The organism is Streptomyces sp. HD (genome assembly GCF_028369295.1).
Taxonomy (GTDB): Bacteria; Actinomycetota; Actinomycetes; order Streptomycetales; family Streptomycetaceae; genus Streptomyces.
Window position 1 is genome coordinate 161,529 of sequence record NZ_JAQMYP010000018.1, and the last position, 6,000, is coordinate 167,528.

Here is a 6,000-nt window from a genome sequence, read left to right on the forward strand (position 1 = left end):
CCGGAGACGTGAGACCTACCCGGAACCATGGCCGGCCGACCATGGGCCTGAACCTGACGGGGTATCAGATAACCTCTTCCGTCCTCCGGAGGAGTGCGGCATCCTGCGCCCATGCAGACGGAGCTGAGCAAGAAACTGGGAGTCGAGCACGCCATCTTCGGCTTCACGCCGTTCCCCGCCGTCGCCGCGGCCATCAGCCGGGCCGGCGGCTTCGGAGTGCTCGGCGCGGTCCGCTACACCGCCCCCGACGACCTCAAACGCGACCTCGACTGGATCGAGGCCCATGTCGACGGCAGGCCCTACGGCCTCGATGTCGTCATGCCCGCGAAGAAGGTGGAAGGCGTCAGCGAGGCCGACGTGGAGGCGATGATCCCGGAAGGGCACCGGCAGTTCGTCCAGGACACCCTCGCCAAGTACGGCGTGCCCGAACTCGCCGAGGGGGAGGCGTCCGGCTGGCGCATCACCGGGTGGATGGAGCAGGTCGCCCGCAGCCAGCTCGACGTCGCCTTCGACTACCCGATCAGACTCCTCGCCAACGCCCTCGGCTCACCGCCCGCCGACGTGGTGGAGCGCGCCCATGAGCGGGACGTCCTCGTCGCCGCGCTCGCGGGCAGTGCCCGGCACGCCGTCAAGCACAAGGAGCGCGGCATCGACATCGTGGTCGCGCAGGGCTACGAGGCGGGCGGGCACACCGGTGAGATCGCCTCCATGGTGTTGACACCGGAGGTCGTGGAGGCGGTCGACCCGCTGCCCGTGCTGGCGGCCGGCGGCATCGGCAGCGGCCAACAGGTGGCTGCCGCATTCACCCTGGGCGCCCAGGGTGTGTGGCTGGGCTCCATATGGCTGACCACCACAGAAGCCGATCTGCACTCACCCGCCCTGACCCGCAAACTGCTCGCCGCCGGCTCCGGCGACACGGTGCGCTCCCGCGCCCTGACCGGCAAGCCCGCACGCCAGCTGCGCACCGAGTGGACCGACGCCTGGGACGACACGAACGGTCCCGGCACCCTGCCCATGCCCCTGCAGGGCCTGCTGGTCGCCGACGCGGTCTCCCGGATCCAGAAGTACGAGGTCGCGCCGCTGCTCGGCACCCCCGTCGGCCAGATCGTCGGCCGGATGAACAGCGAACGCAGCGTCCGGGCCGTCTTCGACGACCTCACCCGCGGCTTCGAGCGAGCCGTCGATCGCATCAACCGCATAGCCGGAAGGAGCGGCGAGTGACGAGCACGAGTACACCCCCGGCAGGCTTCTGGGCACAGGCCGCGGCCGACCCCCACCGCACGGTCCTCGTCGCCCCCGACGGCGAGGAGTGGACCGCCGGCCGGTTGCACGCCGCCACCAACCGCCTCGTCCACGGACTGCGCGCGGCCGGCCTGGAACGCGGCGACGCCTTCGCCGTCGTCCTGCCCAACAGCGCCGAGTTCTTCGTCGCTTACCTCGCCGCCAGCCAGGCCGGCTTCTACCTGGTCCCCATCAACCACCACTTCGTCGGCCCCGAGATCGCCTGGATCGTCGCCGACTCCGGCGCCAAGGTGCTCCTCGCCCACGAACGCTTCGCCGCCCCCGCACGCCACGCCGCCGACGAGGCCGGCCTGCCCGCCGACCGGCGGTACGCGATCGGCACGGTCGAGGGATTCCGGCCGTACGCCGAACTCGTCGACGGACAACCGGAGTCGGCGCCCGCCGACCGCACCCTCGGCTGGGTCATGAACTACACCTCGGGCACCACCGGCCGCCCCCGCGGCATCCGGCGCCCCCTGTCCGGCAAGCGCCCCGAGGAGGCGTACCTGGGCGGCTTCCTCGGCATCTTCGGCATCCGCCCGTTCGACGACAACGTGCACCTCGTCTGCTCGCCGCTCTACCACACCGCCGTCCTCCAGTTCGCAGGCGCGTCGCTCCACATCGGCCACCGTCTCGTGCTGATGGACAAGTGGACGCCCGAGGAGATGCTCCGGCTGATCGACCGCGAGAAGTGCACCCACACACACATGGTCCCGACCCAGTTCCACCGCCTGCTCGCCCTGCCCGAGGAGACACGGGCCCGCTACGACGTCTCCGCCATGCGGCACGCCATCCACGGCGCCGCCCCCTGCCCCGACCACGTCAAGCGGGCGATGCTCGACTGGTGGGGCCCCTGCGTGGAGGAGTACTACGCGGCCAGCGAGGGCGGCGGCGCCTTCGCCACCGCCGCGGACTGGCTGAAGAAGCCCGGCACGGTCGGCAAGGCCTGGCCCATCAGCGAACTCGCCATCTTCGACGACGACGGCAACCGGCTACCGCCCGGCGAACTCGGCACCGTCTACCTGAAGATGAACACCGGCGGCTTTGCCTACCACAAGGACGAGGCCAAGACGCGCAAGAACCGCATCGGCGACTTCTTCACCGTCGGTGACCTCGGCTATCTCGACGAGGACGGCTATCTGTTCCTCCGCGACCGCAAGATCGACATGATCATCTCCGGCGGGGTCAACATCTACCCGGCCGAGATCGAGTCGGTGCTCCTCGCCCACCCCGCCGTCGCCGACGCCGCCGCCTTCGGTATCCCGCACGACGACTGGGGCGAGGAGGTCAAGGCCGTCGTGGAACCGGCCCCCGGTCACGAGCCGGGCCCGGCCCTGGCCGCCGCGATCCTCGACCACTGCGCCGACCGGCTCGCAGGCTACAAGCGGCCCAAGAGCGTCGACTTCATCGCGGAGATGCTGCGCGATCCCAACGGCAAGCTGTACAAGCGGCGGTTGCGGGACCCGTACTGGGAGGGACGTACACGACCCATGTGAACGCCGCCCGGCGTGGGGCCGGGGCGGCTTCAAGTGCGCGTGCGAGGAAAGGTCTCCAGGGCTTTGGCGAGGCCCGTGGCGTCGGTGCCGACCTTGCGGTAGACGCAGGACAGCAACTGCCGCACGCCCTGCTCGGTGAGCCGCAGTTCCTTGGCGATCACCCCCACCGGGTGCCCCTGGACGCTCAGTTCGGCGGTCCGGCGCTCCTGTGCGGTCAGCGTGTCCGCCTGCGTGTACCGCAGCGGCAGCGGGCGCATTCCGGCCGCCGCGAGCTCCTCCCTGGCCCGGGCGGTGAGCGCCTCGGCCCCGCAGTGCACGGCGCCTTCCAGTCCCTGGTAGAGCCGGTCGGCGGCCTCATGGAGGCGGCCGTGGCGGGACAGGGCGGCGCCATGGCCGACCTGGGCCCGGGCGAGCTCGTAGGAGGCAGGCGACTGCTCCAGGTGCTCCACGGCCTCCGCGTACAGGGCGAGTGCCGCCGGGCCGCCGGTCACGTCGGCGAGAGTGTGGAGGGCCTGGCCGATGGTGGAGGCGGCGCCGAAGTCCCGGGCGCGCTTGACGGCGTCCAGGGCGTGACCGGCCGCCTTGTCCGGGGCGGTGGGGGCGAGAGCGGACGCCAGGTGCAGCTGCCACGGGCACCAGGAGGGGTTGCGCCAGCCCCGCGCGTCCAGCCAGTCCCCGACGGCGGACAGCAGATGCTCCGCCTCGGAATGCCGGCCCTCGGCCAGCAGGAGTTCGGCGTACACCGTGCGGGGATCGGGGTAGATGACGGCGTTCGGGACGATCTCGCCGTACCGGTAGGAGTCGGCCAGACGACGCGCGGCGGCGGTACGGCCGCGGGCGAGCAGGGTCTGGATCAGGATGCCGATGGCGAACCACTGGGCGGGCACCGCGCCTTCGACCCGGTCGGCGATGCGCAGCCCCTCCCGGACCAGCTGCTCCGCGTCGCTCAGGCAGCCCCGACGGTAGCGGATGTAGCCGTACAGGGTCTGCCCGAGAGCCAGATGGGAGCCGCGCCAGCCCTTGCCCACGCACTCGGCGATGCCGTCGGTGAACAGTTCCTCGGCCCGTCGCGGCTGGTCGCCGTACATGAAGGTCAGGGCGACCGAGACGGGGACCTCGAAACCCCGGTTCTCGTCGGTCCAGCTCAGTCCGCCGTGCAGGGCCCGCTCCGCGCACTGCAGGACGGTCTGCCGGGGCTCGCCGCGCACCATGGCGTCCCAGGCCCGCGAACCCAGGATGTAGCGCTCCTCCAGACCGCGGCCGGCCAGCCGCTCGGCGAGCCGCGTCAGCCTCCGTGAGCGGGCGAACGAGTCGGGTTCGTCGGCGCGGAAGGCGCTCCAGACGAAGTGATCGGCCTGCATACGCAGCCGGATACGGGGATGGGTGGCGAGCCGCGCCTCGTCGGCGGACACGGTCGCCGCCTCGGCCAGCCGGTCCGTGTGGGCCAGCGCCTGGGTCAGCCGGTAGACGATGGAGGCCCGCAGATGGGGATCCACCCCGGGTTCCGCGAGCGCCTCCTGGAGGTGGCTCACCGTGGCCGTGGGCTCGATCAGGAAGGTCGCGCCCGCGAGCTCGTGCAGGAGCGCGGCGCGGTCCTCCGGCCGAGGCGGCTCCTGCAACGCACGGGCCAGGGCGCGCCGGGCGGCCTCCGGGGCCCCGGCACGCAGGTGCTCACGGGCGGCCTCGCGCAGGCACGCGACCACCTCGGGCCTGCCCTCGCAGGGCACCTCCAGCAGATGCCGGGCGGCGCAGACCGGGCCGAACCCGGCCGCACGGACGGCCTCCGCGGCCCGGTCGTGCAGGCCGACCCGCAGGCCCGCGGGGATGGACCGGTAGATCGCCGTCGCGATGAGCGGATGGACGAACTCCAGCCCGTCCCCCGACTCGGATGCGTCGGTCAGGATCCGGGCGGTGCGCAACTTCTCGGTCGCCTCCACTGCCTCCTCGCTGCCGATCACCGCCAGCGTGGCGGCGAGCTCCCGCGACACCGGGGGACCCAGCACGGCCGCGGCCTGGGCGAAACGCACGGTGGCCGTGCCGAGCCGGTGCAGGTTCTCGATCAGTCCCGGGCCCTTGACCGCCGCAGCCAGGTCCCGCATCGCGGGCAACTCGTGCTGTGCGCCCTTCAGGTTCCGTTCGCCGAGCCTGATGGCGAGCTCGACCGTCTCGAACGGGCTGCCGCCGGTGACCGACCAGCACTCGTCGCAGAACTCGTCCTCGGCCCCCTCGCCCAGTTCGTGCCGGACGATCCGGGCCACACCCGCGGCGCTGAGCCGTGCCAGCGGGTAGGGGCGGTTCCCCTGCCGTTCGACGACCGTGCGGAAGGGGGCTGCCTCGGACGGCAGTTCGTCGGGCCGGTAGGCGACGACGATCAGGAGTGGGAGGTCGACGGTGCGCGGAGCGAAGGAGGCGAGCCAGCCGAGCGATTCGAGATCGGCCCACTGCAGGTCGTCCAGGAGCAGCACGAGGGGTGCTTTCATCGCGGCGAGGCGCGTCATGACCCAGTCGAGGCCGTCGCGCACCCCGGTCGGGTCCGGCGTGTGGGCGGTGTCCGCCGCCTCCAGGCCGAGCGCGGCGGCGACGATGTCGTACCAACTCCCCAGGAAGGCACGCCGTTCGGCCTCCTCCATGGTGGCCAGCACGGGCTGGAAGAGCTGACGCACCAGACGGAACGCCAGCTCCTGGTCCTTCTCGCCGGCCCGGGCCGAGAGCACCTTGAAGCCGAGCTCCGCGGCGCGGGCGCGGGCCTCGGTGAGGAGGGTCGACTTGCCCAGCCCGCCCGGACCGGTGAAGGCGAGCAGCCCGCTGGGCCGGGCCCGCTGCATGCCGTCGGCGGCGTCGCGGAGGTCCGACAACGCGGAGTCGAGCGCTCTGAGTTCGCGTTGGCGCTCAAGCAACGGGCGGGGTTCGGTGTTCGGCTGCCACGACCCATACGCCATCTGCCCTACCGCTTCCTGTCGTTGATCCTCGGAGGACAGCGCAGAGAGTACGCCTCTGGTGGGGGCCTGATGGTCGTATTAGGGGGCCAGGATGACAGAGAAGGATGAATCCCGGGCCGAAGTGGTTCGCTCGTCCACCCTTCGGGTAAGAAAGTCCGAATGACGCCCGTTCCTGGGAGCCGTGGGGGGGGGGGGGGGGGGGGGGGGGGGGGGGGGGGGGGGGGGGGGGGGGGGGGGGGGGGGGGGGGGGGGGGTGGGGGGGGCGGGGGGGGGGGGGGGGGGGG

The 6,000-nt window shown here is 72.3% G+C and carries 3 protein-coding genes; 2 read left to right on the forward strand and 1 reads right to left on the reverse strand.

Annotated features, from left to right (window positions below; genetic code table 11):
* Positions 1–111 precede the first annotated feature (111 nt).
* Together POF73_RS19500 and POF73_RS19505 are read left to right on the forward strand one after the other, a co-directional pair.
* Positions 112–1,221 (forward strand): nitronate monooxygenase, encoded by a 1,110-nt coding sequence (locus tag POF73_RS19500; protein ID WP_272117014.1) that lies wholly within the window; start codon positions 112–114, stop codon positions 1,219–1,221.
* Entirely contained in the window at positions 1,218–2,777 is a 1,560-nt protein-coding gene (locus POF73_RS19505; RefSeq protein ID WP_272117016.1) for an acyl-CoA synthetase, read from the forward strand. The genes POF73_RS19500 and POF73_RS19505 overlap by 4 nt, the downstream gene beginning before the upstream one ends.
* Positions 2,778–2,806: 29 nt before the next feature.
* Here the strand turns inward: POF73_RS19505 and POF73_RS19510 are convergent, their stop codons facing one another.
* The gene (locus tag POF73_RS19510; protein ID WP_272117019.1) at positions 2,807–5,716 is read right to left on the reverse strand and encodes an ATP-binding protein; all 2,910 of its coding nucleotides are present in this window, start codon (positions 5,714–5,716) and stop codon (positions 2,807–2,809) included.
* Positions 5,717–6,000: the final 284 nt, after the last annotated feature.

Coding starts and splice junctions, on each gene's coding strand:
- POF73_RS19510 (WP_272117019.1), bottom strand. CDS start 5,716: ATGGCGTATGGGTCGTGGCAGCCGAACACCGAACCCCGCCCGTTGCTT.
- POF73_RS19500 (WP_272117014.1), top strand. CDS start 112: ATGCAGACGGAGCTGAGCAAGAAACTGGGAGTCGAGCACGCCATCTTC.